The 26,174-nt window shown below is 53.6% G+C and carries 25 protein-coding genes; 17 read left to right on the top strand and 8 right to left on the bottom strand.

The genetic code is table 11. The features are described from left to right. Positions 1-165: 165 nt before the first annotated feature. Positions 166-1,032: an AraC family transcriptional regulator gene (locus tag ACFFT4_RS27605; protein WP_378052286.1), complete on the bottom strand. Its 867-nt coding sequence runs from the start codon at positions 1,030-1,032 to the stop codon at positions 166-168. Between the two features lie 217 nt (positions 1,033-1,249). Here ACFFT4_RS27605 and ACFFT4_RS27610 point away from each other — a divergent pair, with 217 nt between their 5' ends. From ACFFT4_RS27610 to ACFFT4_RS27645, 8 genes are all read left to right on the top strand, one after another. Then, positions 1,250-2,206, top strand: a complete 957-nt coding sequence (locus tag ACFFT4_RS27610; protein ID WP_378052403.1) for an ABC transporter permease — start codon at positions 1,250-1,252, stop codon at positions 2,204-2,206. Positions 2,207-2,234: 28 nt separating this feature from the next. Next, positions 2,235-3,140 (top strand): carbohydrate ABC transporter permease, encoded by a 906-nt coding sequence (locus ACFFT4_RS27615; protein WP_378052287.1) that lies wholly within the window; start codon positions 2,235-2,237, stop codon positions 3,138-3,140. 30 nt (positions 3,141-3,170) lie between these two features. After that, entirely contained in the window at positions 3,171-4,850 is a 1,680-nt protein-coding gene (locus ACFFT4_RS27620) for an ABC transporter substrate-binding protein (RefSeq protein ID WP_378052288.1), read from the top strand. 21 nt (positions 4,851-4,871) lie between these two features. Next, positions 4,872-5,879, top strand: coding sequence for a hypothetical protein (locus ACFFT4_RS27625; RefSeq protein ID WP_378052289.1), 1,008 nt, complete (start codon positions 4,872-4,874; stop codon positions 5,877-5,879). 55 nt (positions 5,880-5,934) lie between these two features. Continuing rightward, on the top strand, positions 5,935-6,891 hold the full coding sequence (locus ACFFT4_RS27630) for a zinc-dependent alcohol dehydrogenase (protein ID WP_378052290.1): 957 nt from the start codon (positions 5,935-5,937) through the stop codon (positions 6,889-6,891). A 33-nt stretch (positions 6,892-6,924) separates the two neighbouring features. After that, positions 6,925-9,273, top strand: coding sequence for an alpha-L-rhamnosidase-related protein (locus tag ACFFT4_RS27635; protein WP_378052291.1), 2,349 nt, complete (start codon positions 6,925-6,927; stop codon positions 9,271-9,273). Between the two features lie 132 nt (positions 9,274-9,405). Then, positions 9,406-10,563 (top strand): alpha/beta hydrolase family protein, encoded by a 1,158-nt coding sequence (locus ACFFT4_RS27640; RefSeq protein WP_378052292.1) that lies wholly within the window; start codon positions 9,406-9,408, stop codon positions 10,561-10,563. Further along, on the top strand, positions 10,560-11,510 hold the full coding sequence (locus ACFFT4_RS27645; protein WP_378052293.1) for a hypothetical protein: 951 nt from the start codon (positions 10,560-10,562) through the stop codon (positions 11,508-11,510). Before ACFFT4_RS27640 ends, ACFFT4_RS27645 begins: the two co-directional genes overlap by 4 nt. A gap of 75 nt (positions 11,511-11,585) precedes the next feature. Here ACFFT4_RS27645 and ACFFT4_RS27650 read toward each other — a convergent pair whose 3' ends face one another. From ACFFT4_RS27650 to ACFFT4_RS27675, 6 genes are all read right to left on the bottom strand, one after another. Continuing rightward, entirely contained in the window at positions 11,586-13,352 is a 1,767-nt protein-coding gene (locus ACFFT4_RS27650; protein ID WP_378052294.1) for a cache domain-containing sensor histidine kinase, read from the bottom strand. An 18-nt stretch (positions 13,353-13,370) separates the two neighbouring features. Continuing rightward, complete coding sequence (locus tag ACFFT4_RS27655) at positions 13,371-14,192, bottom strand: response regulator transcription factor (RefSeq protein ID WP_378052295.1); 822 nt, start codon at positions 14,190-14,192, stop codon at positions 13,371-13,373. 150 nt (positions 14,193-14,342) lie between these two features. Beyond that, positions 14,343-15,938: an extracellular solute-binding protein gene (locus ACFFT4_RS27660; protein ID WP_378052404.1), complete on the bottom strand. Its 1,596-nt coding sequence runs from the start codon at positions 15,936-15,938 to the stop codon at positions 14,343-14,345. A 54-nt stretch (positions 15,939-15,992) separates the two neighbouring features. Beyond that, positions 15,993-16,886: a carbohydrate ABC transporter permease gene (locus ACFFT4_RS27665; protein WP_378052296.1), complete on the bottom strand. Its 894-nt coding sequence runs from the start codon at positions 16,884-16,886 to the stop codon at positions 15,993-15,995. Positions 16,887-16,911: 25 nt separating this feature from the next. Further along, a complete protein-coding gene (locus tag ACFFT4_RS27670; protein ID WP_378052405.1) occupies positions 16,912-17,772 on the bottom strand; it encodes an ABC transporter permease in 861 nt (286 codons plus the stop codon). A 124-nt stretch (positions 17,773-17,896) separates the two neighbouring features. After that, positions 17,897-19,024 (bottom strand): family 10 glycosylhydrolase, encoded by a 1,128-nt coding sequence (locus tag ACFFT4_RS27675; protein ID WP_378052298.1) that lies wholly within the window; start codon positions 19,022-19,024, stop codon positions 17,897-17,899. 278 nt (positions 19,025-19,302) lie between these two features. Here ACFFT4_RS27675 and ACFFT4_RS27680 point away from each other — a divergent pair, with 278 nt between their 5' ends. The 9 genes from ACFFT4_RS27680 to ACFFT4_RS27720 all read left to right on the top strand — a co-directional run bounded on the left by ACFFT4_RS27680 (position 19,303) and on the right by ACFFT4_RS27720 (position 25,700). Further along, positions 19,303-19,593: a hypothetical protein gene (locus tag ACFFT4_RS27680; protein WP_378052406.1), complete on the top strand. Its 291-nt coding sequence runs from the start codon at positions 19,303-19,305 to the stop codon at positions 19,591-19,593. A gap of 182 nt (positions 19,594-19,775) precedes the next feature. Beyond that, positions 19,776-19,982, top strand: coding sequence for a 7TMR-DISMED2 domain-containing protein (locus tag ACFFT4_RS27685; protein ID WP_378052407.1), 207 nt, complete (start codon positions 19,776-19,778; stop codon positions 19,980-19,982). A gap of 72 nt (positions 19,983-20,054) precedes the next feature. After that, positions 20,055-20,642, top strand: a complete 588-nt coding sequence (locus tag ACFFT4_RS27690; RefSeq protein ID WP_378052300.1) for a TetR/AcrR family transcriptional regulator — start codon at positions 20,055-20,057, stop codon at positions 20,640-20,642. Between the two features lie 55 nt (positions 20,643-20,697). Beyond that, positions 20,698-21,156 carry an SRPBCC family protein gene (locus ACFFT4_RS27695; protein WP_378052301.1) on the top strand — a complete coding sequence of 153 codons (459 nt, stop codon included), beginning with the start codon at positions 20,698-20,700 and terminating at the stop codon, positions 21,154-21,156. Between the two features lie 218 nt (positions 21,157-21,374). Beyond that, positions 21,375-21,821 carry an NUDIX hydrolase gene (locus ACFFT4_RS27700; protein WP_378052302.1) on the top strand — a complete coding sequence of 149 codons (447 nt, stop codon included), beginning with the start codon at positions 21,375-21,377 and terminating at the stop codon, positions 21,819-21,821. A 29-nt stretch (positions 21,822-21,850) separates the two neighbouring features. Beyond that, the gene (locus ACFFT4_RS27705; protein ID WP_378052303.1) at positions 21,851-22,849 is read left to right on the top strand and encodes a LytTR family transcriptional regulator DNA-binding domain-containing protein; all 999 of its coding nucleotides are present in this window, start codon (positions 21,851-21,853) and stop codon (positions 22,847-22,849) included. Positions 22,850-22,973: 124 nt separating this feature from the next. Beyond that, a complete protein-coding gene (locus ACFFT4_RS27710) occupies positions 22,974-23,690 on the top strand; it encodes a hypothetical protein (RefSeq protein ID WP_378052305.1) in 717 nt (238 codons plus the stop codon). A 33-nt stretch (positions 23,691-23,723) separates the two neighbouring features. Then, entirely contained in the window at positions 23,724-24,209 is a 486-nt protein-coding gene (locus tag ACFFT4_RS27715; protein ID WP_378052306.1) for a small multi-drug export protein, read from the top strand. A 414-nt stretch (positions 24,210-24,623) separates the two neighbouring features. Further along, the gene (locus tag ACFFT4_RS27720) at positions 24,624-25,700 is read left to right on the top strand and encodes a hypothetical protein (protein ID WP_378052307.1); all 1,077 of its coding nucleotides are present in this window, start codon (positions 24,624-24,626) and stop codon (positions 25,698-25,700) included. Positions 25,701-25,915: 215 nt separating this feature from the next. Here the strand turns inward: ACFFT4_RS27720 and ACFFT4_RS27725 are convergent, their stop codons facing one another. Beyond that, positions 25,916-25,999, bottom strand: a complete 84-nt coding sequence (locus ACFFT4_RS27725) for a putative holin-like toxin (RefSeq protein ID WP_371822914.1) — start codon at positions 25,997-25,999, stop codon at positions 25,916-25,918. Positions 26,000-26,174 lie beyond the last annotated feature (175 nt).

Below are 26,174 nucleotides of genomic sequence, written 5' to 3' on the forward strand. Positions count from 1 at the left end.
GCCCTTACAAATTACTGAGCCCTATTATAGTTGGGAAGAAGGAAAAAGTATTTACACGACATCTTGTTGTTGCGCCTCGACCTTGGTCCGTCAAGGCGCTCCAACTTCTTATGTCCAATATCCGGTTTGCACTTGACTGACATTCGGACTTAACGCACCTCTCCGCTACCCTTCGTTCTCCGCTTTGCCCCCGTTCAGTCTCCACTGCGACGGACTTACGCCGTACGTATTTTTGAATACCCGGCTGAAATAATGAATGCTTTGATACCCGGTCAGCTTGACGATGTCCTGGATCGACAGGTCGGTGCAGCTCAAGTGGCTGAGGGCGGCGTTCATCCGCAGACTGTTCAAATATTGGAACGGAGTCATGCCCTTCATCTGCTTGAACACGCGGATCAGATAGGACGGGTTTAGATGAATCCGGTCGGTCAGATCCTTCATTGTAATGTTTTCCCGGTAGTACGACTCCATGAAGTGCATCAGCTGCTCCACCGCTTCCTCGGTTTCGGATTTGCCGCCGTCCGCATCGCGCCGTTCCTTCTTGTCGGGCTTGGCGTTGGCGTACAGCGCAAGCGATACGATATGGCGCACGAGCACGACCACCTTCTGCATCTCGGCCGCTACGAGCCGGTTCAGCAAGCCGCTGTCGACGGACAGCTCCGACTCGAAATGGTTGCGAATCATATTCATCGTCTGAATGACTGCGGATAAGGCATAGGAAGGGGACTGCATCCCGATCTGGAGCTCGTTCCAGCGAATGATCTCCGACAGACTGAGGAAAGGATCATGCTGCATCTCGGCTTCTATAAATAGAAAACTGTATTGCGTGGACAGCTTTGTCAGCTGATGCGGGGTGTTCGGCGTCATGAAGAACAGCGCGGGCCCTTTCGTCTCGTAAACGTGATTCATCCAGGTCAATTGAACCTCTCCTGAAGAAATATACAGAATCTCGTGATGATAGGGATGAATGCCGCCGCTCTCGTAGCGTTGAGGAGAAGTAAAGGTGATGTTGCCGTATTTGCGAATGTGCATCGGAAGGTCCTCCAATCGGCTGAAAAGCTCGGAAAGTCAATGGAATGCAAATAGATTTCTCGATATGTGCAATTACGCACCGTTAAAATACCGGGGACTACCGGCCAACAACAAGATGTAATGCAAATACAGAAATGCCCTCTCAGTTTATAATGAGAGGGCAACGTTGTAAAGGCTTACAAAATTCCGAAGGGGACGAGAGGGGGTGAGACTGCGCATGCCGGGCGAACCAACAATCGCGGCGTATCGTTCCGGGAGGACCGGACAGACGAGATGGCAGAAAATCCGCAAAGGCCGGCAGTTATATCTCATGCTTGCGCTGCCGGTACTGTTCGTCATCTTGTTCAACTATGTTCCGATGTACGGGGCGCAGATCGCATTCAAGAACTATGTGGTTACAAAAGGGATCTGGGGGAGCGAATGGGTCGGGCTCAAGCACTTCGACCGATTCGTGAATTCTTACGAGTTCTGGAGACTGCTTCGGAACACGCTGTCGATCAGCTTGTACAGCTTGCTCGCCGGATTTCCTTTTCCGATTCTGCTTGCGCTCAGCTTGAACTACGTGCGCAGCCTGGCGTTCAAGAAAAGCGTACAGATGATTACGTACGCGCCTTACTTTATTTCCGTGGTCGTCATGGTCGGCATTATTTTCGAGCTGCTTGATCCGCGGAAGGGGATCGTCAATCACTTCATCCAGGCGCTGGGCTTCGAGCCGATTGCATTTCTGGCCAAGGCGGGACTGTTCCAATCGATCTATGTCTGGTCCGGCGTGTGGCAGATGATGGGCTTCAGCTGCATTATCTATTTGGCGGCGCTGGCCGGCATCGATCCGGCGCTTCACGAATCCGCCGTCATCGACGGGGCGAGCAAGCTCAGACGCATGTGGCACGTCGATTTGCCCGGGATTATGCCGATCGCCGTTATTTTGCTGATCATCAACATGGGGCATTTGCTCGACGTCGGCTACGAGAAAATTTTGCTGATGCAAAATTCGTTGAACCTGCGGACTTCCGAGGTCATCGATACTTACGTGTACAAGGTGGCTTTGAATTCTCCGGCCATGAACTATTCGTATTCCACGCTCATCGGTCTGTTCAAATCCGTGATTAACCTGGCGCTGCTCGTGCTGGTCAACCAGGTGGCGCGCAGAACGAAACAGACGAGTCTGTGGTAAGAGCGCCAGCGGGAAAGGAGACCTGGAATTGGATAATCGCTCTATCCGCGATTCCGGCGGGGATCGCTGGTTTACCGTGCTGAATTACATCGTGTTGACGCTGTTTCTGCTGTCGGTGCTGTATCCGCTTCTCTATGTCTTAAGCGCTTCGTTCAGCAGCCCCGATGCCATCGTATCGGGCCGGGTGTGGCTGTGGCCGGTCGGCTTCACGCTGGACGGCTACGAGGCGGTGTTTCACCATAAACTGATCGGCTCCGGCTTTCGCAATTCTCTCTTCTATATGGTAGCGGGTACGGCGATCAACGTGACGCTGACGATTCTGGCGGCCTATCCGCTGGCAAGGAAGGATCTGTACGGACGCAATTTCTTTATGTTTCTGTTCGTGTTCACGACGATGTTCTCCGGAGGCCTGATTCCGTTCTACATTCTCGTCCGCAATCTCGGCATGCTCGACACGGTCTGGGCGATGCTGCTGCCGGGCGCATTGGGGGTATGGAATGTGGTCATAACGCGGACTTATTTCCAAACGTCGATTCCGGAAGAAATGCTGGAGGCGGCGCAATTGGACGGCTGCAGCGACTTCACCTTCGTGCGCAAAATCGTCCTTCCGCTGTCCATGCCGATCATCGCCGTCATCACTTTGTTTTACGCGGTCGGCCATTGGAATCAGTATTTCAGCGCGTTTATTTTTCTGAAGAGCCAGAACTTGTATCCGCTGCAGATCGTGCTGAGGGAGATTCTGATTCAGAACAACATCAACATGGATATGCTGTCCACGGTCGTCGACGTACAGAGCGCGGCCAAGCGGGAAGGGCTGAGCAATCTGCTGAAATATTCGTTGATCGTCGTCGCCACCGTGCCGCTCATGATCGTGTACCCGTTTGTGCAGAAGCATTTTGTCAAAGGGGTCATGATCGGTTCGTTGAAAGGTTAACCCAAACTACAAATCAAAGGGGTGTTCGGCTTGAAGAAAGGCCATTATTCATTCGCGGTGCTTCTGCTTGCCTTATCCGTTCTTGTCAGCGCGTGTTCCGGGAATAACGGCGGGGGGAATACCGGATCGGCGTCGCCGTCCGCAGGTTCGCCGTCCTCAAGCGCCTCCGATTCGGGCGCAACGTCGGCGGCAGGAGAGCTGCCGATTACGAAAGAGAAAACGACGCTTCGGATTATGACGCACGCCAACTCGCTCGTCGAGGATTTCGCCACGAATGAATTCACGAAATATTTGGAGGAGCAGACGAACATTCACATCGAATGGGACATTCTGCCCGAGAAGTCGGCTTCGGAGAAACTGAATCTGGTGCTGGCGAGCGGGGAGAAGCTGCCCGACGTCATTATGACAATGGGAATTTCGCCGGCGCAGCAGATGATCTTCGGCGCGCAGGGCTTGTTCCGGCCGTTGAACGATCTGGTGGATCAGTATGGCGTCGAGACGAAAAAGATGTTCGAGCAGATGCCGTACGTGAAGGAGACGATCACCGCGCCCGATGGCAACATCTACGCGATGCCGGCTCCGAACGAAGGCTTCCACGCGATGTTCATGCAGAAAATGTGGATCTACAAGCCTTGGCTCGACAAGCTGAACCTGCCGATGCCCACGACGACCGAGGAGTTCTACAACGTGCTCGAGGCGTTCAAGACGCAGGATCCGAACGGGAACGGCAAGGCGGACGAAATCCCGTTCTCCGGTTCGCCGACGGGATACGTGACGCAAGTGCAGAATTTCCTGATGAACTCGTTCACCTATTCGCCGATGTCATGGCTTACGGCCGCCAACGGCAAGATCGAGGTGCCGTACAACAAGCCGGAGTGGAAGGAAGGGCTTAAATATTTGCATCGTTTGTACGCCGACGGTCTGATGGACCCGCAGGCGCTGACGCAGGACGGCAACCAGCTCAAGCAGCTGGGGGAAAATCCGGACGTCCCGATTCTCGGCGCGGCGACGACGCTGCATATGGGCGAGTTTACGCAATTTTTCGGCGAGAGCGGCAGATGGAAGGAGTACGTAGCCGTTCCTCCATTGAAAGGGCCGGGAGGCGTCCAGGTTACGCCGTACGATCCTTACGGCGTGTTGAATACGGGCGCCTACGTCATCACCAAGGACGCGACGAATCCGGAGGCCGCCTTCCGCCTGCTCGACTTCATGTACAATACCGAAACGACGATGCGCAGCTCCTACGGACGTCTCGGCGTCGAATGGGACTGGGCGAAGGAGGGGGAGCTCGGCATCAACGGCGAGCAGGCGATCTGGAAGCCGCTGACCTCGTGGGGCAACGTTCAGAATTCGCATTGGTCGTTGTCCGGGCCGATCTACAACCCGTCGACTCTCCGTCTGGCTCAGGTCGACGATCCGGCCAATCCTCTGGAGAAGCTGCTGTATACGGAGACGAAGGAGAAGTACGATCCGTACAAGGCCGATCTGGACCAAATCGTGCCTCCGCTGTACTTGTCCGACGAGGATTCCGCGGAAATCGCCGACCTGCAGCTGACGCTGCACAACCGGGTGAACGAGATGCTCGTCCGTTCGATCAACGGCGACGTCGATATCGACAAGGACTGGGATTCCTATGTGAAAAGCTTGGACGACATGAATTTGGCCCGCTATTTGGAGCTTTATCAGGAGGCGTACGACGCCAAAAAATAAACCGGACGAGGGGAATGCGCATTGAAAGGGAAAGCGGTCGTCTTTCCGGACCGGAATCGCGTATCGTTCCAAACGGTCGATATTCCGGAGCCGGGAGACGACGACATCGTCGTAAAGGTGCGGCATTCGTGGATCAGCGCGGGAACGGAAGGCTCGTTCCTGCGCGGCGAGCGGATTGCCGGAGAACGGCCGTACGCGGAGGGCGATCCTTGGCCCTTCCCGCATGCGGCCGGGTATCAGAAGGTCGGCATCGTGCGCTCGGTCGGGCGTGACGTGAAGGGATTGAAGGAGGGAGACCGGGTGTTCGTGGCGATGAGCCGCGTCTCCGGGCTATTCTTCGCCGAAGCCGGCCACATTCAGCCCTCCGTCTCTGGCGCCGATCAGGTGTGGAAGCTGCCGGACGAGACGGACGATCTGTCCATGACCGCCTATGCCGGTCTGGTGCTGGCGCAAGTCGGCTACAACTGCGGGATGCGTCCCGCGGTTGCGCCGGGCGAGCTGGCCGTCGTGGTCGGCGACGGGCTTGTCGGACATTGGGCCGCCCAGACGCTGGCCCATCGCGGCGCGGAGGTCGCGATGCTCGGTCGGCATGACGGCAGGCTTGGGCTGGCGGAGGCGTCGGTTCGCAAGGTGAATATGCGGCGGGAGTCGCCTGGCTCGGCGCTGCGAGGCGAGGCCGTGGCGATCGTCGTCGATACGGTCGGCGCGATGGAGAGTGTGCGAGAGCTGCAGCCGCTGATGAAGCGAGACAGCCATCTCGTGTCCGCGGGTTATCTCGGCACGGAAGGCGTCGTCGATATTCAGAAGCTGAGGGAGCAGGAGATTACGCTGCATACTCCCTCGGGCTGGACGGGACCGAGGATGGAGGCGACAATACAGGCGATTCGCGAAGGCTGGCTGAAGACGGTGCCGCTCATCACACATCGTTATCCGGCGCACGAGGCGGAGAAGGCGTGGGAGCTGATTCGCGGAGGCAGCGAAGCTTGTCTGGGCGTTCTGCTGGATTGGGAAGGCGTATCGGAATCGTAACGAATTGCCGGAACGAGCGGCAGCTTGAGAGAGAGATTGAGAGGAGCCATATGGCATGGAAACAATGAGAACGCTTGTGATTCGCGGGAAGGAACAGGCGGAGGTCGTCCGCGTGCCGATTCCCGAGCCGGGTCCGGGACAGGTGCTGGTCCAGGTGAAGGCGGTGACGACGTGTCCCCAATGGGATCTGCACATCTATCACGGCAAGCCGATGTTTGCCCATCAGGGGCCAGTCCCCTTTCCCTATATTCCGGGGCAGCCGGGACATGAGATGACCGGGACGATCGCGTCCGCGGGCGAAGGAGCGAGGCTCGCAGTCGGTCAAACCGTATGCGCATGGCGCGATCCGGGACAGCTTCGTCCCGGATGCTACGCCGAATACGTGGTCATGGACGAGGCCGACGTGATCGAGGTGCCGCAGGAGCTGCATTACACGCAGGTCGTATCGCTGGAGTTGGCGATGTGCATTGCCGGCACGATTATTCGGCTTAAGCGCACTCTGGGCATAGAAGGCAAACGGTGCGCGGTCAATGGGCTAGGTCCTGCCGGTCTGATCGCCCTGCAGATGCTGAAGGCCGAAGGGGCCACGGAGGTCGTCGGCATCGATCCTCTCGCCTCGCGCCGGGAGCTGGCGAAGTCGTTGGGCGCAGACCGGACGTACGAAGCCGGATCGGACGAGCTTGCCGCTCGGACGGAGGCGGGGGCGCCGGATATCGCCGTCGATTGCGTCGGATACCCGGCTGCGGTCAGTTACATGATGGACCATACGAAGGAAGCGGTCGCGCTGTTCGCCGTCCAGCGGGAGGATTATGTCCTGAACCATTCGGGGCTGAGCGTCATCGGCTACCCGGGTCATTTTCGGGAATCCGCAGAGTATGCGCTGGCGCTTATCGTTGCCGGCAAGCTGGAGATGCGGCCCTTGATTTCCAAGGAGCTTCCGTTGGAGGCTTACGGGGAGGCCGTCCGGCTGCTGCGGGATCAAGAGGCGATCAAGATTTGCTTCGTGCCGTGAGCGGAGAATGGAGAAGGAGGTGAAGAAGCGGCAATGGAGGAAAATAAAGCGTGGGAGGCCTCGTGGATCTGGACGGAGCGCCATCGCGGGGAGCGGGCGGACGGCAACGAGCTGATCTATTTCCGCAAAACGTTTCAGCTCGCGGACGTCTCTGCGGTCCGCTTGATCGCGGACGTGTCGGCTGACAGCCGCTACCGTCTGTACGTGAACGGCGTTTCGGCGTCGACGGGGCCGGCCCGGGGCGATCTGCGCACCCACTATTACGAAACGATAGATTTGTCCGCGTTTTTAAGAGACGGTCTTAACACGCTGGCCGTGAAGGTGCTGCATTATAAGGAAGGGGAGCCTCGTCCTTCCGCGATTCCGAGCGCGCATACCGGAGCTTTGCTTTTTCAAGGCAGGGTAACGGATTCACATGGACAAGAACTGCTGCGGCTCGATACGGACGAGTCGTGGCTGTGCCGGGTGGACGACGCGATCGCGTTCCTGCCGGAAAGCTATACCTGCGTCGGCGGCGGGGAGTCGGTCGAGGGAGACCGGCTTCCGCACGGCTGGCAGGAAACGGAGTTCGACGACCGGGACTGGAAGCGGGCCGTTGTCATTGCACAAACCCATCTGGAGCACGACGGTTTCTTGACACCCTGGCAGCTTGCGGCGCGGACGATTCCGCCGATGTTCGAGCGGGACAGAGCCTTCGTGAGCGTTACCCGCGAGGAGGAGAGGTCTCCGGGAGTTGTAATGCGGGAGGCTTCGTCCGAGCGGGAGTGGCTTCGGCTGCCCGCGCACGGCAAGGCGGTCGTAGAGCTGGACGCCGGAGAGCTGACGACGGGGTATTTGCGAATGGAGATGGCCGGCGGACGGGGAAGCGAGATCCGCTTTCTGTGCTCGGAGGGCTATGAATCGGAAGATGGCGTCAAAGGCGTCCGCGATAAGGCCGAAGGCAACGTCCTGCGGGGGTACCTCGAGCGGTATGCGGTGGCGGGCCGGATGGCGGGAGACGAGATTTATGAAACGTTCCTGTTCCGCACGTTCCGCTTTGTCCGGCTTGAAGTCGAGGCGGGCGGCGAGCCGCTCGTCATTCATCGTGCGTACTACCGGGAAACCGGCTACCCGCTTGAAGTCCGGGCTTTCTTCGAAGCCTCCGATTCCAGTCTGGGGCCGCTGTGGGACGTCAGCGTGCGCACGCTGCAACGCTGCATGCACGAGGGTTACTATGACTGCCCGTTCTATGAGCAGCTGCAGTACAGCATGGATACCCGTCTGCAGGCGATGTTCACGTATGCGATTAGCGGGGACGACCGGCTGGCGCGCAAGGCGATCTATGAATTCCACAGTTCCCTGCTGCCCGGCGGCATGCTGCTGAGCCGTTATCCGTCGATCCAGCCGCAGGTCATTCCCGGCTTCGCGCTGTATTGGATCATGATGCTGTACGACCATCTGCTGTATTACGGAGACGCTGAGCATGCGGCACGCTACCGTCCGACCGTGGACGCCGTGCTGGACTGGTTCGCGCGCCGGATCGGCGGCGACGGTCTCGTCGGAGCCGCGCCGCGAGGGTATTGGTCCTATGTCGATTGGGTGAAGGAGTGGGAGCGGACGCGCGGCGTTCCGTCTTCGGAAGGCCCGTTGACCGTGTATAACCTGATGTATGCGGACGCGCTGGAGAAGGCCGCCTTCATCAACGAGGCAACCGGCCGGCCGGAGACGGCCCGCGAGTACAGGGGCCGCGCGAAGGAAATTCTCGCGGCGGTCAACGCCCGCTGCCGCTCAGCCGAGCGGGGCTTGTACCGGGACGGACCCGGGCTGGAGTCGCACAGTCAGCATGCGCAAATCTGGGCGATCCTCTCGGGAGCGGTGCACGGGCAGGAAGCATCTGAGCTGGCGGAACGGCTGATGGAGGATTCCTCCTTGCCGCAGGTGTCTTACTCGATGGCTTTCTTTCTGTTCCGCGCTTTGTCCTCGGCCGAACGGTACGACCTTAGCTTCGCGCTGTGGGAGCGGTGGCGGGAGCAGATCGGCCTGCATTTGACGACATGGCTGGAGGATCCGGTATCCCAGCGCAGCGATTGCCATGCCTGGGGAGCCGTGCCGTTGTACGAATTCACGTCCGAAATTCTCGGCGTAAAGCCGGACGGCATCGGATACGAACGCATCCGGATCGAGCCGCGGCCGGGTCCGCTGCAATGGGCGCGGGGCCAAGCCGCAACCCGGCACGGACCGGTGGAGGTGGCGTGGTGCATTTCCGAAGGAGAGTTCCGGCTGGAGGTAGCCGGGCTGCGCGGGAGGTCGGCGAACGTTCGGCTGCCGGACGGAACGGTTCGGTGCGTCGAGGGGAAGGATGGCGCCGAGTTCGCGTGCCGCATGCCGGGCAGTTCCGGTTAAGGGGGAAACGCGATGTTCTCCAAGGTCGCCGTCAGCGCGGTCGCCGCACTTATTGCCGCTGCGCTCCTGATCCTCGGACTTCCGGGATGCGGGACAGCACCGGATTCGGAACCATGGGAAAGGAAGAGGCTAATGGAAATCCCCGCTTTCGCCTATGCGCCGGAGCATGATGCCGCAGACGGCGTCAGGGCGCTATTCTATGAAGGGCTGCCGTATGGAGATAAACCGACGAAAGTATTCGCTTACGTCGGCGTGCCGGAATCGGCAACGGCCTCCGGCGAGGCCGGGGTACCGGCCGTCGTTCTTGTGCACGGCGGCGCAGGCACCGCTTATTCCGATTGGGTTAGGGAGTGGAACCGCCGAGGCTATGCCGCCATCGCGATGGATCTGGAAGGTCATCTGCCAGAGTGGGATGAGCAGGCAGGCGGATACAAGCCTCACGAATGGGGAGGGCCGGCCAATCAGCCGGTATGGAAGGACATCGACAGACCGGAGCGGGAGCAATGGACTTACCATGCCGTTGCGGACATCGCCCTCGCGCATTCGCTTCTGCGTTCGCTGTCGGGCGTCGATCCGCAGCGAATCGGAATCGTCGGGGTATCGTGGGGCGCGGTATTGACGGAAATTGCGGTCGGCATCGACGAGCGGTACCGCTTCGCGATTCCGGTCTACGGCAGCGGATTCGTAGCCGAGTCGGAAAGCTATTTCGGCGACGCCTATCGGAGCTGGCCGGAGGAAACCCGGGCGAGGTTCGAGCGTCTGTGGGAGCCTTCCGTCTATTTACGACGCGTCAAGCTGCCGATGCTGTGGGTGAACGGGGATAACGACGCCCATTTTCCGCTGACCGTATTTACCAAATCCTACGAGGTCGTGAAGGACAACTCCGTTCTGAGCATTCATCCCGGCATGCCGCACAATCAGGAGGAAGCCGTCCGTCCGCCGGAAATTTACGCCTTTGCGGACAGCGTCGTATCCGGGGCAGCGCCGCTGGCGCGCATCGTCCGTCACGAATGGCGGGAAGGGGCCGACGGTGTCGATGTCTCAATCGAGCTGGATAGTCCCGAGCCGATTGTTCGCGCGGAGTTCTACTATACGTTGAACGTATCCGATCGACTCAGTCCGGTATGGAGCAAGCGGGTCGTGAATGTGCCGGCGGACGAAGGTCTGAAGCCGCGGGTCGAAGCCGTGTTGCCCGCCAAGACGAAAGCTTACTACACGAACGCCGTAGACGCGAGAGGTCATATCGTCAGCGTCGGGCTGACGGATATAGCAGGGAGGGCGAATGAATGAACCGCATTCTTCGATCTTTGGGTTGCTGGATGCTGGCTATCTCTATCCCGCTCGCCCAGACCGGTTGCACGTGTTCGCCGTCCGGAGCGGACAACGAATCGGCAGACAATTGGATTCTCGACACGGGCTTCGAGCGCGGAGCGATGGTGTTTCATCCGATTCCCGGCGCGGCCCGCGTAAGCGGAAAGCTGGATTTCGGCCGCGATCTGGAAGGGCTGAAGTCGGAATGGATCGTGTCGCAATGGAATTCGAAGAGCGATATCGCCAAAATAACGGGAAAGCGCTACGACAAACGGTATACGTACGAGAACGCGGCCAAAACGTTGGACGTAGCGGACGACGGAACCGTAACTCTCCGGGTGGATACGGGAGAGGAGTACGACGCGCCCCGCGTCAGGCCGACCGACCCCTGGGTGCATTTGTACCTTGAGCAGCGATACGCGAGCCCGTACCGGCTCGCGGACCGGGGCAATCTGCGTCTGCGCTTCGAAGCCCGGATTACGGAGTCCGAGTCCCTGATGCCGCCGGAGCAGTACGATCCGGGCCTTCATGCCTCGATTGCCGTATTTTATCTCATCGTCGGGGATCTGTCCGGCAGCGGGGACTTTCTGAACTTCTGCGTGCCGATCTATGACAACCGCCACGACGTTCCGCCGGGAGAATGGCATATCGATAGCGGCTTCAACCCGGCGGGAGACACGCACAAGCTCATCTATACGCTTGACGGCGGCGGCCTGTACGATTCGCCGACCGGAGACGGACAATGGCATCGCGTCGACGTCGAACTGCAGCCGCACATCGAACAGGCGCTGGAGATTGCCAAGCAGAACGGATATTTTGACGGAGTCTCCTACTCCGATCTCGGATTGGAAGCGATCTATATCGGCTGGGAGGTTCCCGGCGTCTTCAGAAGCGAGATGCAGATCAGGGATATGGCGATCTTCTAAGGCAGTCCGACAATGCTGGGCGAGAGCGATAGGGGATGTCCCATGGCGAAGTGGCGTGAATGGCGAAAATACGATTCAATCCGAATTTAATCGTTGTCTGGCCGTGGCGGGGATCGTAATCGTTATCCCGGTGCCGCCGCCGATCTTGCTCCGAATGGACACTCCGTATTCGTTGCCGAAATATAATCGGATCCGCTGTTCGACGTTACGAATCCCATAGCCTAAATAGACTCCGTCGTTCGGCTTGAAGATCTGGGCAATCGTATCTTCGCTCATCCCGGACCCGTCGTCTATGATGCGGAAGACGATATGCCCTTCGTCCATGACGGCATGAATCCCGATGCGGATAATTCCTTCTCCGCTCCAGCCGTGATCGATGGCGTTCTCGACGAAGGGCTGCAAGATCAGCTTAACCGTGTCGTAGACCAGAACAGCAGGGTCCACTTCGAACTCGGCGACCAATCGATCCGTGTATTTGATTTTTTGAATCTCGATATACGCTTTGATCTGCTCGAGTTCCTTGGCGACCGAGATGAGCGTCTCGCCGTTGTTCAGCGAATATCGATAAAACTTGGACAGCTCCATGACCATCGATTGAAGCTTCTCCAGCTCCCCGAATTTGGCCAAGCGGCTGATCGAAGAGAGCGTATTGTATAGAAAATGAGGGTTGATCTGCGCTTGCAGCGATTCCAGCTCGAGCTCCTGCTTCTCTATCTTGGTCAGGTACGTTTCTTTAATCAACCGGTTCATATGCTCGCCCAACTGATTCAGACCGGACGCGATGAACGTAAATTCGTCGCCGCCCTTATAGCGGATTCGTTTGTCGAACTCGCCTTCTTGGAACATGCGGAGTAAGGAAACCACCTTGCCGATCCGTTTCGAGAACACCCGAGAAATGAAGATGCTGGCAATGGCGCATACGGATATGCTGATCAGACAGACGAGGACGGTCCAATTCGCGAGCCGCTTCGCGTTGTTTTCCAAGAGTTCAATCGGAATTACAGCGGCTAATTTCATATTGATTCCGGGAAGCTCTTGCGAGATGACCATCTTGTTATCCGATGCGTAGTCGACCAGACTGCGATGAATTAAAGTATCCTCCGAGGAATACGCGATCCTGTCCCGGGCATCGATCGCAAACACCAGCGTACCCGTTCCCAGCTTGCGATAATCCAAGCTTTGAAAAATTCCGGCGATCTTGGTCGTAATTCGGATAAAGCCGATTTGGCTATGCGTGAACGGGTCGCTCGAGTCGACCAGTCTGCGCAGGAAGGAAATATTGCCGTGCTCGCGATCGTCTCCGACCTGCTGCCATAACATCGTTTTCCCGTATTGTTCTTCCGGAAACCGCTTGTACCAATCTTCATTCTCGATGCGGCTAATGTTGTACATTTCGAAAGAACGCTTCTGCTCCCCGAGAGGATCGATCTGCTGCTCGGATTTTCCGTAGATCTCGGGAAATGCCGGATTGTTCATGTAAACGGTCAATTGAATCTCTTGCCCGGTGGCGTTTATCGTGCTTTGGAATTTGGGAATGACATATCTGACGGTACTCTCGTAGCTATCCCAGCCCATGTTATAGTTCTGAATATCACTCGCAAGGGTGTCGTCGTTGTACAGGAGATCGGATATGCGGCGTATATCGTCAAGCTTGAAAGCGACATTGTCCCCGATCTGCTGAAGCGTTTCCATCATATTGTCGCGTTTTTGCTCTTTCATCGAGCGCATGAAGGTCGTATAAGAGAATAAGCCGATCGCGATAATCGGCACGAGGCAAATAAGAATATAGGAGATCAATAGCTTATAGCCGAAGGGAATATATCTTTTACGCGTGTCCTCCATCCGAATGCCTGCCCCCGATCAGCTTTGCCTTCTGAATTCCAACGGAGATATCCCGAAGCAATCTTTGAATTGTTTGCTGAAATAATTCAGATTCCGGTAACCTACTTTATCCGCGATTTCATATATTTTCAGATTCGTATCCGTTAGCAGCTCCTGGGCTTTCAAAAGACGGGCTTGAATCACGTAATCCGTAAAGGCGACTCCCGTTTCTTCCCTGAACATTAACCCGAGATAATTGGGGGTGTAAGAGAAGGTATTTGCGGCATTTCGCAAAGTAATGACTTCATGAATGTGAGCGTGAATATAGGCGATAATTTCCTGAGCCAATTTTGGGTTTTTCTTGTTTTGCTTTTTATCGTAATCCGCGAGGGCTTGTTTCAAGTCGGGCAATGGAGGCTTGCGATCCGTACTCCGGGCTTGTACGATTTCCATATAGGCTCTTTCCGTTTGCTTCCGGCTCTGCTCCTGGTCCAGCATTTCCTTTACTTTGGTTAAAGCTTCATAAACCTCGTTGTCGTTAACCGGTTTCAAGATATAGGAACAGGCATTAAGACTTAAAGCCTGCTTGGCGTAGGAGAAATCCTCGTACCCGCTGATAAAGACGATTCGTATGCTTTTGTTTCTCTCTTGCGCCAGCTTGGCTAGCTCCAAGCCGGACATTTGGGGCATGCGAATATCGGTAACAAGGACGTCCAGCTCCGCTTGGCCGATGTATTTGGCGGCGGAAATCGCGCTGTTCTGCGCGCTTACGACTTGCATGTTCAGTTGCTCCCATGGAATGAATCTTCGCAACGCCTCCAAGTCTAAATCCTCATCGTCCACAAGCAGCACGTTGTACATCCGGATTTCTCCCCTTCCTGTGTCATGCCGAAAGAGCATACTATTTCTAGTATACTCTCTAGAGGTAGTTCCAAAAGTCCAATTTTGATTACGAAGCATTACTTGAAGTGTATTCGAAGTCGATTCTTGAATTCAGCCGGGACTTCCGGTTTAATTGCCGTTCATTTTTTTAAGATTTTCTTGCCACCTTGCCGTTTCGTACTCCAGAAGCTTAACGTAACCGGCCTTATTCGCGGCATCCTCGCCATCCTTAATGATTTTCTCGACCTCCTCATCGCTTCCGGCATAGAGACCTTTGGCAATGACGCTGGTTTCGATATCCGCTACTTTCTGCAGAACTTTGCCTTCTTCGGATGCGGGGTCCGGAGTCAAGTTGGAAAATTGCGTCGTGTTAAAGGAGGTTTTCCATGCAATCGTGAACTGGGCTTCCGCCGCCCAATCGCGTTGATCCTCCGGCAGCTTCATGTTGTTGCTCGCCTTGGAACCGTCGATAAAGCTCGTATTGCCGGCCCATTGAAAGCTGTCCGTAACGGCCATGAATTTGGTTCTTTCTTCCACGTCGGTCTTGAACTTCTCCGTCCAGATCGGCGCGCCGTTCTCGTCCGTACCTTCCCAATACAAGCCTTCGGGTCCCCAGAAAATGATACGTTCTCCTTCCTCCCCCGTTAACCAATCCAGGTAAGCGAATATTCCCTCCGGATTTTTGGCTTCGGTCGTAATGACGTTAACGTTCCAGCCGATGCTGTCGTAGTTGTTGGGATAGACCTTGTTGGGATCTACGCCTTCCTTGCGCAGCGGCCAGATCATCGTATATCCGGCATTGGGATCGTTCTTCTTCAACTCGACCGTCGCTTGGCTGCCCAGATCCGCCGTGTCGTAGGAAGCATATACGGCAACTTTACCCGTATTTAGCTTTTCGATGACTTGATCTCTTGTTTGCGTAAGGGCATCTTGGGTAATGAGCTTCTCGCGGAACAGAGTGCTGGCGAACGTAATCGTTTCCTTGAATGCCGGATTGGCAAAGAGAGACGTCAGCTTGTCACCCGAAGGCACGAACCCGTACGAAGTGTAAGCGGCGGTGTGATCCTCCCCGAATCCGGAATAGAGAATGCTGATGCCTTGCGTTCCGTAGCCGATGTCGAAGGGAATGACGTCCGGGAACTTCTCCTTGACGATCTTCAAGTAGGCATACAGATCGTCGAACGTTTCCAACCTGGGGGAGCCCAGCTCCTTGTAGATGGTTTTATTGATCATATATCCTCCGTTGCCCATCGGTGTAGACGTATACCAGTTCGGAAATTGATAGAGCTTGCCGTCGTCGGATCGGAGCATGTTCAACGTTTCTTCTCCGGCGAATTTCTTCAGATTCGGATATTTATCGAGATAATCGTCAAGCGGAACGAGTTTCCCGGCTTGGCGCAGCTTTTCCACTAAAGGACCTCGATCCATGAACATAACGTCCGGCAAATCCTTGGAGGCGACCATCGTATTAAACTTCTGAACGGATGCTCCTTGAGCGGGGACGGGGATGACGTTCACCTTTTTGTTTTCCTTGATCCATTTGGAAGCGGGGTCTTCTCCCCAAGGCTGCATGGTGTACCAGTCGTAATTGCCGTAGAAGGAAAACTCCACGGGCGTTTCGCCGAACACGAAGGCGCTGGATTCATGGACGGGAGCGCTATTTTCCTTTTCCTTATTCGAACATCCCGAAATGACGATCGCAAAGCCTAACGCAGCGGACAGCATACCGACGACAAAGCTGTTTTTCTTCAACGGAGATCCCCTCGATTCGTCTATTTGTTATTCTTTCAATGAGCCTACCATTACGCCTTTGACAAAATACTTCTGAACGAAAGGGTATACGAGAATGATAGGAATCGTAGCGACCATCATGGTGGCCATCGTCAGCGATTTGGTCGTAATTGTGCGGGCGGATGCCATATGGCTTTGAGCGGCCGAACTGGTCTGCATCATCTGCTCCGACATGATATTGGAGCTAAGGATCTGCTGAAGCAGCGTCTGGATCGGCAGCAGCTTGGCGTTCGAAATGTACAGCGTCGCCGTAAACCAATCGTTCCAATGCGCTACGGCCGTGAACAAGGCCAATGTAGCGACGACCGGCCCCGAGATGGGCAAGACGATGCGGAACAGCGTCTTCCAATATCCGCATCCATCCATCCTGGCCGATTCTTCGAGACTATCGGGCAGCTGCTGGAAGAAAGTCCGAAATACGATCATATTCCAAATGCTGACGAGAGCCGGGATGATCATCACCCAGAACGAATTCATTAATCCGAGCGAACGGACCAGCATATAGGAGGGGATTAAGCCCCCGTCGAAATATAAGGGAATGATGCAGAAGATCATGTAATACTTGCGGCCGACAAGCTCTTTCTTGGACATCCCGTATGCGAATATAGCTGTCAATATGATAGAAAGCAGCGTTCCCGCCACTGTCCGCAGTATGGAGATAAGGAAGGCCTGGGTAAGCCGCTTGTCTTGAAAGACGACCTCGTAGTTATCGAAGGTAAAGTCTCTCGGCCAGAAGGTCACTCCCCCGAGCGACGTGTCCGACCCGGTGTTGAAGGAGATGACCGCGGAATTCCAGAACGGATAGAAGGTAACGAATACGAGCAACGCCAAGAGAAAATAGATGACACCGGACGACATTCGCTCGCCATAGGATATTTTCATGAAGTAATCTCCAAACTGAGGGTATTTACCATAGGCTATTGCCGGATTTCCGGGCAATGGCGTTGGCGAGGGTCAGCAGGATAACGCTGATGATCGCTTTGAACAGCCCGACTGCGGCAGCGTAAGAGAACAGCGAATTCCGGATGCCTACTCTATACACGTACGTATCCAGGACGTCGGACACATCCCGGACAATATCCGATTGCAGCAGCAGAATGTCCTCGAATCCGGCGCTGAGCAAATCCCCGATCGCAAGAATCAGGAAAATAGAGATAACCGGCATAATGCAGGGCAGGGTAATGGCGTAGATTTTCTTGAATCGACCCGCCCCGTCGATGGAAGCGGCTTCATACAAGTCCGGATTTACGCCGGAGATTGCGGCAAGGTAGACGATGGACGAGAAACCTACGCCTTTCCACAGCCCGGTTGCGATTAAGATCGTCCAGAAGTAGTTGGGAATCGTCAACCAATTGACGGGCTCGTCGATCAGATGCAGCTTCTCCAAAGCGATATTCAAGCTCCCGTAATCGGCGGAAAGCAGGGTCGCCACGAATCCGGACACGATAACCCAGGATAAGAAATGGGGCAAGTAGCTGATCGTCTGCACCACTCTCTTGAAGAGCGGAATTTTAACCTCGTTCAGCAGCAAAGCCAGCGCGATCGGAGCGGGAAAACCGACGATAAGCTTCAGTAAGCTGATGCCGAGCGTGTTGCGAATGACCGTCGTAAATTCCGGGGCATAGAGAAACTCTTTGAAGTTAGCCAATCCGACCCACGGACTGGCGTTAAAGCCTTGAAAAATGTCGTACTCCTTAAACGCAATCAGAATGCCGTACATGGGAACGTAACTGAAGACGAAAATAAAGAGCAGAGCCGGGATCACCATCAGCTGTAAATCCCATTGACGCAGGAATAATCTTCTTGTCTTCACGGAGATCCTCCTTAAGCGGTATTGCCATGAACTTCACGTACTGCGGCAGCGGGCGGCTGCCGCAATACTTGCCGCGTACTTACCAGGATCTGCGGTTATCGATTTTCTTAAGGTCGTTGTCCGTCCATTTGCCGTAGAGGAAGAAGGACAGATTCTGAATCTCCGGAAGTTGATTGCGGATTCCGGCGTAGATCTCATGGTACTGCGCGTTGCTCCACCAGACGTCCAGTCCGGGTATGATTTCTTTGGTGCCGATCTTGGCCTTGGTTTGCGCCAAAACTCCCGTGCTGTTGTATACCCAGGAAGGCTGGAAGTCCCAGTCGGCGAAATAGGCCATCGGAGATATGAAATCCACGTAGTTCTTGAATTTCTCTACATCTTGGCCGACTTCCACGAATTCCGGAGGCAAAATATACACGCCCGTAAAGAGGTCGGGGACGATGCTCTCGATATCCGCTTCTACGTCGCGCACATAGTTCGCAATCTGAGTCGTTCTCCAATCGTTCCACTGCGTTCTCTGTGCATTATCGGTCGTGAAGTCGATTGTTACGGGGTCATAGCCATAAGCGGCGTTATACGCTTGTCTCGTATAGTCGCTCATGTCCATGTTGTAGTCATCGAAGCGCAGCCAATCCAATACGACCCCGTCAATGTCATAGTTGGACACGATTTCTCTAATGATAGAGCGTTCGTATGCCTGTACGTCCGGGTGGATTGGATTAACGAAATATTCATTGTTATTCGATCCGGTGAATGGCACGACCTGACCATTCTTAAGCGCCATCATTCTCCAGGAAGCATTGTGATCGAAGGCGGCCTTATCGTGAAACTGCGGGATCCAGGCCCTGACTTGAATGTCCCGGCTATGCGCTTCCGCGATAACGTCGGCCAATGCGTCGAACTGGGCGTAACCTTGCGCGATGGGGGCAATCTCGCTGTCATAGAACACGTAACCGGAAGGAACCGTATCGTCTTCGTCTTCCTTCACGTTCAGATTGATGACGGAGACATGACGCTTGGCGGCGTTCTTCATGAAGGCGACGACATCCGCATGCTTTTTGAAATTTTCAACGGTTCTTACGATGATTTCGGTAACGAAGGGGCCATTCGCCGCTTGCGCCGAGGGAGCTTGGGGAATACCTGCGCAGCTCGCCAACAATATAGCGGCCAAGACAAAGACAAACTTGGAAGAATACTTCTTAGCCATGTTATCCTTACCCACCTTCATGGATTATTCGACCGGTCGATGACTTTATAGTAAGCATTCTCTAGACGCAAAACCACAGCAATATCCAACAATAAGTGCAACAAATCAATGATGGTGGCGGTTGCCCCGTCGAGCTGGTTCAGAAGCGAGTTACAGATCGGGAATATGACCCTATTTTGAGTAAACTATAATAAAAAGCTTGTAAAATATAAATCTTCGTGCAGAATTAAGGAGTGATACTACATTCAAGGAGTGGGAATTTGAGAAAGCAAAAGCCAATGTCGTTCGATGAACTGTTGAAGGATTTGCAAGGCCAGAAGACGATTGTGGAGGATCCGAACCATATCTCGTTGGGCAAGCTGTTTAATGAAGCGTTTATAAGCAGGCATTCCAACTCCGCAAGCTTTGACGAGCTTCTGGAGAAGGGCAATTTCCAGGCCAAGTCTTGGGAAGAGATAGACAATATTCTTGAAGAGCTGTTGGATCGCCATATCGCAAGGGAGACGGATTTTGCGAATTGGAAGGCGATGCTGGATACGGCGACCAAGGAATATAACGGGAAAAGCTAAGAAATTAAGCTTCCGCTTGCCTAAGCGGGGACCCTGCGAAGTCAATAGCCCTGGGTATCGGGCAAGTGAAAACACCTTATTCGCCAAGCTGCCGGAATAAGGTGTTTGTATTGCTGGAATTCAAAGTGATCAGGAAGCTATCAGAGAGGAATAACGAATCCGGTTACTCGATCAACGCGCACATGGAAGTATTGGAAGACGCGCAGCGACAATGGACCGTGAAGGATGTGCAATCCCCCGAGCTGCAGCAGCGGTTTCGACCCGCCGGAGGCAAATCCTCTTTCGGCTACACGTCGTCCGCGTATTGGGTCCGCGTCACCCTTAACAATGAATCCTCCAACGACAAATGCGATTTCATTCGCAGCCATTGTATTGACATTGCAGAATGATAATCTTATGCTTAAATTAGGATGTTAGTGAGCACTAACTATAATGAGTGGAATCGAGCTGGGAAGGTCATGATGGAGAATAAGAGGATCTTGGACAACAAAGCCAAACTGATGCGCGCAGCAATAGACCTCATGGCCGAGAAGGGCTACAAAGGCGTATCTACGAAGGAAATTGCCGCGGCGGCAGGCGTCAGCGAGATGACGCTGTTCCGAAATTTCGGCAGCAAGATCAACCTGCTGGACAAAGCGGTCGACCATTATCATTACTCGATTGAAATGACCCAAATTTTTGACGAGCAAGTGATAGGAGACTTGAGAACCGACTTGCTCACGATCAGCCGGTTGTATCACGAAATGATGGAGCGCAACCGCCAATTGTTCCTCATTGTATTGAGCGATCAAGAATTGACTGAAATCCGCGAAAAGGCGCAGAAGCATCCTCGGAAGCTGTTGGAGCTGCTGACGAATTATTTTATGGACATGCAGAGAAAGAACAAAATGGTTGCAACCGATGCGGAGATGCAGGCGATCACGTTTATGTGGATGAATTACGGGGCGTTTATCTCGCAATTGTTCGTCAAGTCCGAGCTTACGGCAAAATCCAAGCAAGATTTTATGAGCTCAAGCGTCGATTTGTTTGTCCGGGCGTTAAGCCCTTGATTTTTTGAATAAAAGATAGTGAGTACTAACCAACCTTCAAAAGGAGGCTTCATTTATGACACGTTCAAATAGGGAATCGTCGAAGCTTGTTGGTCAAACGGCAGCTGCAGGTTTCCAAATCGGGGTTAGGAGGACGTTTCCCGTCTCGCCGGAGCAGGTATGGTCGTTTCTAACCTCGCTCGAAGGGACAAAATTGTGGCTTGGGAACGTGCCTCCTCCTGCGTTTAACGAGGGAGAGACTTTTGTATCCGATCAAGGGATTTCGGGCCAATTCAGGGTCGTAAAGCCTCTCAAGCAGCTCCGCTTAAAGTGGGGCAAGGAGAATTGGGAGAAGCCGTCCACGCTGCAAATCCGGCTGCTGTCCAGTCACCCCGACCGAACAACGATCAGCTTCCATCAAGAGCATCTGGATCATCCGAATACGCGGGAGCAGATGAAGCTGCATTGGGAAAATGTTCTGCGTGCCATCTGGCAGGAAACATGTGCTATACATGGAGGAGATGGGGAATCATGAATAAGCTTAGCCATATCGATCTTAGAGTGGCCCCCGATTATTCCCGATTAGCCCAACGTATTAAGCCATCTATTTTGAAGATTCTTGCGGAAACAAATATGAACTGGTGCACCGATTGAATTAAATTGCAATGCAGTCGGAAGCGACGAAGAGGGGCAGCGATCCCCTCTTTTGTGCTATCATAGTTTTTTGAAATAGTATTCGGGAGGCGAATAGCGATGAGCAATCTTTTGCAGGTTAGAGTAACTGGGGTACTGATTGAGGATGAGAAAGTGTTATTGGTCAAACAGAACGTAACGTCTGAACGCAAATGGTCTTTGCCGGGAGGCAGGGTCGAACAAGGTGAGACGCTTGAAGAAGCAATTGTTAGAGAAATCGAAGAAGAAACAGGACTTGCCGCCAAAGTCTCCAAGTTACTTTACCTATGCGATAAACCTGATGCTTCGCCCTCACTTTTACATATCACCTTCCTGCTCGAAAAAGCAGGAGGGGAAGTACGTCTCCCATCGAACGAGTTTGATCTTAATCCGATAAGCGCTGTGGAAATGGTTCCGATTCAAGAGCTTGTAGCCTACGGATTCTCTAAGAAATTCATGACGATTATTCAGCAGGGCTTTCCCGAGTCGGGAAGCTACAAAGGTCTGAAAAGCAATATCGGCCTATAGGGAGAGCAGAACGGTTGGAGGGACCGCATTTGTTAGAACTGATTAATCTGAATAAAACGATCGGAAACCAAGATTTCCTATCGAAGGTAAATTTGAATGTTGCTCCGGGACAATCCGTTGCGATCTATTCCGCTTATGAAACGGCCGAAATGCTCATGGGTCTTCTGCAGGGCCTTCACAACGCTTCCGGCGGAGAAATTCGATTTGAGGATCGCGTTGCAGACAAGGGGATCATGGAGCGATTTGTTTTCGCGCTAAATGGAGAGAAAGTAAATCAACGCTTGAAGGTAAGCGAATATTTGAAGTTTTGGAGCCGTTTGTTTGGTTCGAGAATAGAGATCGCCCAAGTCGCTTCGCTGGTCGGATTGACGGGAAAAGCCGATTCGTTAATCGCCAAACTGACCGCTTCCGAGCAAATTCGATTGCAGTGGGCGAGATGCATCCTTCAAGATCAAGCGCTGGCCGTATTTATTGATCAATCGATGCAGGTCATGGATCACGAATCGTTAGCCATTTTGCAGGCGGTGATCGCTTTTTTGAAGCGGGAGAATAAAGCCGTTCTCGTTGTGGCTGCTTCCGCCGAGCAGGCGGCCGATCTTGGCGACCAGACCTATCGATTGTTCAAGGGGGAACTCCTGCCGCTGCAGCAGGATGCGGACAAGGCAGGCTCCGATTCTGTGCGGCGAATGATCGAAATCAGTAAAGTTCCCGTCAAGCTGGACGACAAGATCAGGCTGCTTAATCCGTTCGAGATCAATTACATTGAAGGGCGCGACGGCAACGCCATCGTATACGTAGACAGTCTATCCTATATTTGCGCAATGACATTAAATCAACTGGAAACCCGGCTGACCCCGTTTGGATTTTTCCGCAGTCATCGCTCCTACCTCGTCAACTTGCAGCAAGTGCGTGAGATCGAAACTTGGACAAAGGACAGTTATATTCTTAAGCTGGATGGCGTGCAAGGGTCAACAGTTCCTCTGTCCAAGTCCAAATATCTGGAATTGAAGGAGCAGTTGGACATTTGATGCCCGCCTTTCACTGCGTGCTGCCGCTTTTCACCCTCGATTTAACGCTTTTCACGGTATTTTTACGGTTATGGGACATTGAGCGCTGTAAACTGATAGCAAGTCGGCGGGGAGGAGGCTGTATTTGAAGCAAAAGAGCGCCGTATGGCGTGCGCTGCTGTATCGGGAAACGAGAATCGTGATGCGCAGCCCGCAAGTGTTAATGTTTATTATGCTGCCAATCTTATATGCGGTCATCTACAACATGATCGGCCAGCAAATGTTTACCGCAGTACAGGTGTGTATAAGCATGGCAGTCTCGATCTGCGGCATCTTTGTTGAAGCGTTGCTGATCGTCGCGGAGAAGGAAACGAACGAGTGGCGAACGCTTAATCGCGCAGGCGTTTCTTTGTTGACACTGCTCGGATGCAAGACCGTTGTAACCGTGGCGATTTCTCTGCTTACCGTATTGACTTGCAGCATAATTGCCGGTTATGACCTGTTGCAGGTCTGGCAGCTGTTGATAGTTCTATTGCCCGTATTGGGAACCTTTGTGTTGACGGGCGTCATTGTCGGATTGGCTTACAATTCGATGGAGGAAATTGTATTAACGAAATGGCTGCCCGTATTGTTATTAATTATCCTCGTTGTTTTACCGGTACTCCTCCCGTTACAGAACAACACAGCGCTTCTTGCCTGGTACAAACACTATCCAACAGGCATTCTGTCCGCAGCCATGAACGTTGTTGCGGAGGCAGGGAGCTTCGGAATGCTGGCGGTGCTGGCCTTGAAGGCTTGCATATGGATGGTTGTCGTCGGGGGCGTCGGCTGCGGTATAGTCTGGAGAGAACGAGGGCGGTAGTCACATCATGCGGGCAGCGTCCGGAGGTTAAAAATGGATATCGGAAGCCTATTGGAAAATGTAAAAGAAGCCAATCTTTTTATGCAATTGGGAACCGTGTTTTTGGTCTCGCTTGTCCCTTTTTTAGAGGGATATGTGGCGGCTTCGGTCGGTATTGTGATCGGGTTCCCCGCGATTCCGACGATTATCGCCGCATGCTTCGGAAACTGGGTTTCCGTCATGGCGATTATTGTATTGTATGAAAAGCTGAGCCGCCGTCGAAAAGCCAAACAAAGCGGCGGCCATTCCGGCAAGCGAATGGAACGCGCCCGAAATTTATTCAATAAATACGGCGTGCCCGGCGTCGCGCTGATCGGGCCTTTCGTTTTCGGCCATCATATTGGGGCGTTCATCTCGCTCGTGTCGGGATCATCCAAACGTTATGTCACTTTGTGGATGACCACCGGGATTCTGGTATGGACGATCGCCGCGGGAGTCTTGGCCGCTGTAGGGATTGATTTTGTAAGCCGCTTGCGGTAAGTGCGACGTGGACTGCTGACGGCGGTCGTGATCATCTTGGCGCTTGTCGCGCTTGCGGCAGGATCTCATTTTGTGGTTGCAAGAACTGGAATCGCATCAATAGGACAAAACGTCAGCCGACGAGGGGGTCGGCTGACGTTTTCATTAAATTAAGGGCAGAATTCCGCAACTTTCCAAATCCCAAAACGTTTTGTTGTTGTAGGTCCAAATAAAAGGGAGCGGGATCATGTGAGGAAGGCAATTCATACGGTAATGGTGCTCTTGCTTATTTTGGCTATGTTTGGGTGCAATACGGCGGCCAAGGACGAACCTGCGTTGACAGCGGAGAAACATGAAGTTGACGATATTCAAGAGAATCCGCCCGCGTCCGCATAAACGGAAGCCGATGTCCCCGTCCTGCCGCTTAAAGAATATGTGGAGCTGCCGGCGAATCATTTTGTTGAGGTAATAGAAGCGCTTAGCGACAGTGAGCTGCGAGTGAAATTAACGGATGTGCAAACGGATATAGAAACGAATCGTTCCTATTGGGCTCTGATCGATATGAACATGAAAACCATCACAAAAACAAACGACGCAGCAGCAGAAGAAATGCCCACAGAATATTGGGAAGCGGAAAGCCCGACAGGAAAGTGGACAGCGGCGTGGGGTACGAATACGCCTGGCATCTGGGGCATATCTACGGATACGGGAGACAAGACGCAATGGACGGATAGTGACGGGGACAGGAATCCGCTCTGGCTAAGCGATGGGAGCGGCTTTTACTATTTGCATTCAACGGGTGTCAATCTGGGGGATGGCGCCGGATTTGAAGCTACGCTCGCCCATTATGACCTTGCGGCACGGAAAAGCACGATTCTTACTTACGAAAAGGGATTTTGGGGCGGACTCAATTGGCTTATTCCGGATGTAAGCATTGTGGCTTCGAACGGATTTGACGATGTCATCGGATTGAAGATGATTAATTTACTGGATGGCACAGAAAAACAGATTATAGAAACCTCGCATCTCGACTATGTGGATGATTTGATTGATGAAAAAACGGGCCGGCTGCTGATAAGCGATCACGGGAAGTTTACCTGGTATGACGGCAAAGGAGACATTGTCAATCAAATGGATTGGCCTGTCGATCTGGATGAATTCACGAGAAAGAATCCGAATTACTCGGAAGATGGAAATCCATACGAACATCCCTTTTATGAAAAAGGCGTGAAGGGTGGACGAGTCGGCCCACATGGCTTGAAGTCTTCTCCAGACGGAAATTACCTTTCTTATTTGCTCGGCGCGATCGGGGAAAGCATCGACGACAAGGTGCCTGGCGTAAAAATGGTTGTCAGCAAGATCGACGGGACGGATCCTGCCTTGGTGTTGGACGATTATGTGCGAATGGATAGGGATTATGTTTGGAGCCCTTCGTCGAAACGGATATTTATCGTTTTCTCGACAGATGCGGCAAGAGAACGGGCTTATGTAGGAGAGATTCCAATTGAATAATCAGATATTGCAGGGAAAGTCCATGGAAGAGGAGAGTTGGAGTTAGAGTTTGGATGGAAATTATCTGTTTACAGAATGAATCATCGTGGTATACTTTAAAGAGATGTACGATTAGAGGAGCCGTGCTCGAACACGACTCCCCACAACAGCCGCTTTTAAGGGCGGTAGGCTGAAGAATCAGGTGCAGAAATAAACCGAACCTGTGCGAGGGCGGTTTATTTCTTTTTAAAGAATGAAAGTATAAGTACGATCAAAGTCGCAAATGAGATCATAAGCGCCAAAGCGTCCTTAACCTCCATGGCATCACCTCCCTTCCGGGAGACTAGCCATACCGCCCTCAAAGCCTATACTGTTGTACGTCCAATCATACCATATTCTGTTGAAAAGAAGAAAAATTTGTCGCTTTTTTTCATCGTCTGTTTGCCTATAATACGAGGGTATCCCAAGCCGTCATAGTGGCTGAAGGATACCCTC

Origin of the sequence: Cohnella cellulosilytica, from assembly GCF_042431195.1 — a bacterium.
Lineage (GTDB): Bacteria > Bacillota > Bacilli > Paenibacillales > Paenibacillaceae > Cohnella > Cohnella cellulosilytica.

Coding starts and splice junctions, on each gene's coding strand:
- ACFFT4_RS27675 (WP_378052298.1), bottom strand. CDS start 19,024: ATGGCTAAGAAGTATTCTTCCAAGTTTGTCTTTGTCTTGGCCGCTATA.
- ACFFT4_RS27635 (WP_378052291.1), top strand. CDS start 6,925: ATGGAGGAAAATAAAGCGTGGGAGGCCTCGTGGATCTGGACGGAGCGC.
- ACFFT4_RS27690 (WP_378052300.1), top strand. CDS start 20,055: ATGGAGAATAAGAGGATCTTGGACAACAAAGCCAAACTGATGCGCGCA.
- ACFFT4_RS27660 (WP_378052404.1), bottom strand. CDS start 15,938: ATGCTGTCCGCTGCGTTAGGCTTTGCGATCGTCATTTCGGGATGTTCG.
- ACFFT4_RS27605 (WP_378052286.1), bottom strand. CDS start 1,032: ATGCACATTCGCAAATACGGCAACATCACCTTTACTTCTCCTCAACGC.
- ACFFT4_RS27695 (WP_378052301.1), top strand. CDS start 20,698: ATGACACGTTCAAATAGGGAATCGTCGAAGCTTGTTGGTCAAACGGCA.
- ACFFT4_RS27715 (WP_378052306.1), top strand. CDS start 23,724: ATGGATATCGGAAGCCTATTGGAAAATGTAAAAGAAGCCAATCTTTTT.
- ACFFT4_RS27645 (WP_378052293.1), top strand. CDS start 10,560: ATGAACCGCATTCTTCGATCTTTGGGTTGCTGGATGCTGGCTATCTCT.
- ACFFT4_RS27700 (WP_378052302.1), top strand. CDS start 21,375: ATGAGCAATCTTTTGCAGGTTAGAGTAACTGGGGTACTGATTGAGGAT.
- ACFFT4_RS27610 (WP_378052403.1), top strand. CDS start 1,250: ATGCCGGGCGAACCAACAATCGCGGCGTATCGTTCCGGGAGGACCGGA.
- ACFFT4_RS27640 (WP_378052292.1), top strand. CDS start 9,406: ATGGAAATCCCCGCTTTCGCCTATGCGCCGGAGCATGATGCCGCAGAC.
- ACFFT4_RS27650 (WP_378052294.1), bottom strand. CDS start 13,352: ATGGAGGACACGCGTAAAAGATATATTCCCTTCGGCTATAAGCTATTG.
- ACFFT4_RS27655 (WP_378052295.1), bottom strand. CDS start 14,192: ATGTACAACGTGCTGCTTGTGGACGATGAGGATTTAGACTTGGAGGCG.
- ACFFT4_RS27665 (WP_378052296.1), bottom strand. CDS start 16,886: ATGAAAATATCCTATGGCGAGCGAATGTCGTCCGGTGTCATCTATTTT.
- ACFFT4_RS27630 (WP_378052290.1), top strand. CDS start 5,935: ATGGAAACAATGAGAACGCTTGTGATTCGCGGGAAGGAACAGGCGGAG.
- ACFFT4_RS27680 (WP_378052406.1), top strand. CDS start 19,303: ATGTCGTTCGATGAACTGTTGAAGGATTTGCAAGGCCAGAAGACGATT.
- ACFFT4_RS27725 (WP_371822914.1), bottom strand. CDS start 25,999: ATGGAGGTTAAGGACGCTTTGGCGCTTATGATCTCATTTGCGACTTTG.
- ACFFT4_RS27685 (WP_378052407.1), top strand. CDS start 19,776: ATGGAAGTATTGGAAGACGCGCAGCGACAATGGACCGTGAAGGATGTG.
- ACFFT4_RS27670 (WP_378052405.1), bottom strand. CDS start 17,772: ATGGTGATCCCGGCTCTGCTCTTTATTTTCGTCTTCAGTTACGTTCCC.